Raw genomic sequence first — 1286 nt, 5'->3', positions numbered from 1 at the left:
TCAAGTAGACACTTGAAAAAACCTTCATGTTATCATGAGGGTTCAAGTGACACTTGGAGGGGATATTTTTATGGCCAAAAAAGGACAAACATTTCAGACGTATACCGAAGAGTTTAAATTGAATGCAGTTAGATCCTATGTCGAAGGTTCTTCAAGTTACAAGGTGGTCGCTGATCGCGAAGGAATTCGAAACTGTTCACAACTGAAGGTGTGGGTAAAAAAATGGAAAAACGGGGAAGCGTTTGATGAGCGAAAAAACAATGTTCCGAATCCAATGAAAGGACGTCCTCGTACTGCCTTTAGCAGTGTAGAAGAAGAACGGGATTACCTTCAAGCACAGGTGGATTATTTAAAAAAGCGGTATCCAAATCTAGTAAAGGAGAAGCGCTGAGCCAACGGGAGAACTACGATATCATAGACGAATTGCGCTGCTCGCATGGCATTACACGCCTATTATCGATTACAGGAATACCCCGTTCCAGTTACTACAAATGGCGAGCAACACAGCCGCAGCGAGACGCAAGACAAGACCGTGAGCGTGAGATCAAAGAACACATGATGGCTATTCATTTTGCAAACCGAGAGTTTGGTTATCCTCGCATGACAACGGCGTTGTGGGAGGCTGGTCTGAACGTTAATCACAAGAAAGTATGGCGAATCATGCGGGAACTATCGATCCAATCGGTAATTCGTAAGAAGCGGAAGAAGTCCAGCTATACGCCATCTGTGATTTATCCGAATCGCCTGAAGCGCAAATTTCATGCCACAGCACCCCAGCAAAAAATGGTGACGGATATTACTTATATTTCAGATGGAAACACATTCGTTTACCTGTCTGTGATTCAAGACTTGTTCAACAACGAAATTGTAGCTTGGCAATTATCTAAACGGAACGATGTTCAGCTCGTATTGGATACGGTGGAACAATGGACACAAAAAAGAGACGTTTCGGAAGCCGTGCTCCATTCGGATCAGGGCTTCCAATACACGTCTCAGGCGTACAACACACGATTAGAAGCATTCGGCGTGAAGGGCAGCCACTCTCGCAAAGCAACCTGCCTGGATAACGCATGCATCGAATCCTTCTTTTCGCATCTCAAGACAGAGAAGCTGTACCTTAACCAGTGTAATTCAGAAGTAGAGATTCGACAAGCCGTGGAAGATTATATGTACAATTACAATTACCGACGTTTTCAAGCCAAACTCAAACAGCGCGCACCGATTGAATATCGATGCGCACTGGCAGCATAGCTTTTTTCATCTGTCTACTTGACAGGGGTAAGACC

2 protein-coding genes are annotated in these 1286 nt (G+C 44.5%); both read left to right on the top strand.

The window, feature by feature from the left end:
• Window positions 1–70: 70 nt before the first annotated feature.
• Window positions 71–391, top strand: coding sequence for a transposase (locus tag AMS66_RS01225; protein WP_053779095.1), 321 nt, complete (start codon window positions 71–73; stop codon window positions 389–391).
• Complete coding sequence (locus tag AMS66_RS01220; RefSeq protein ID WP_053779094.1) at window positions 388–1251, top strand: IS3 family transposase; 864 nt, start codon at window positions 388–390, stop codon at window positions 1249–1251. Before AMS66_RS01225 ends, AMS66_RS01220 begins: the two co-directional genes overlap by 4 nt.
• Window positions 1252–1286: the final 35 nt, after the last annotated feature.

This window comes from Paenibacillus xylanivorans (assembly GCF_001280595.1).
GTDB classification, from domain to species: Bacteria; Bacillota; Bacilli; order Paenibacillales; family Paenibacillaceae; genus Paenibacillus; species Paenibacillus xylanivorans.
The sequence above is the reverse complement of the archived record's forward strand: the minus strand, read 5'-3'. Positions and strand labels throughout refer to the sequence as shown.